A 278-nucleotide genomic window follows, 5' to 3' on the forward strand; every position below is an offset into this window, starting at 1 on the left:
CCGAAGGGCAAACGCCTGCGCGGCTTGGCACCATACGGCCACTGGCGTACGCTGACCTTCCTCGGCGCGCTGCGCTGCGACCGGCTGACTGCACCTTGCGTCTTCGACGGGCCGATCAACGGCCAGTGCTTCCGCGCCTATGTCGAGCAGCCGCTCGTGCCAGTGCTTGAGCCGGGCGACATCGTCGTCATGGACAATCTCGGCTCCCACAAGTCGGCAGCCATCCGGCAGATGATCCGCGCCGCAGGCGCCAGGCTCTGGTACCTGCCGCCCTACTC

Annotated in this window: 1 protein-coding gene; it reads left to right on the plus strand. The window is 67.6% G+C overall.

Going from position 1 to position 278, the window contains the following annotated elements; translation table 11 throughout:
• The coding region (locus tag EN859_RS37905) for a transposase (protein WP_135913793.1) at window positions 1-278 on the plus strand (278 nt) is incomplete at both ends.

Origin of the sequence: Mesorhizobium sp. M00.F.Ca.ET.216.01.1.1 (assembly GCF_004010325.2) — a bacterium.
Classification (GTDB): domain Bacteria; phylum Pseudomonadota; class Alphaproteobacteria; order Rhizobiales; family Rhizobiaceae; genus Mesorhizobium.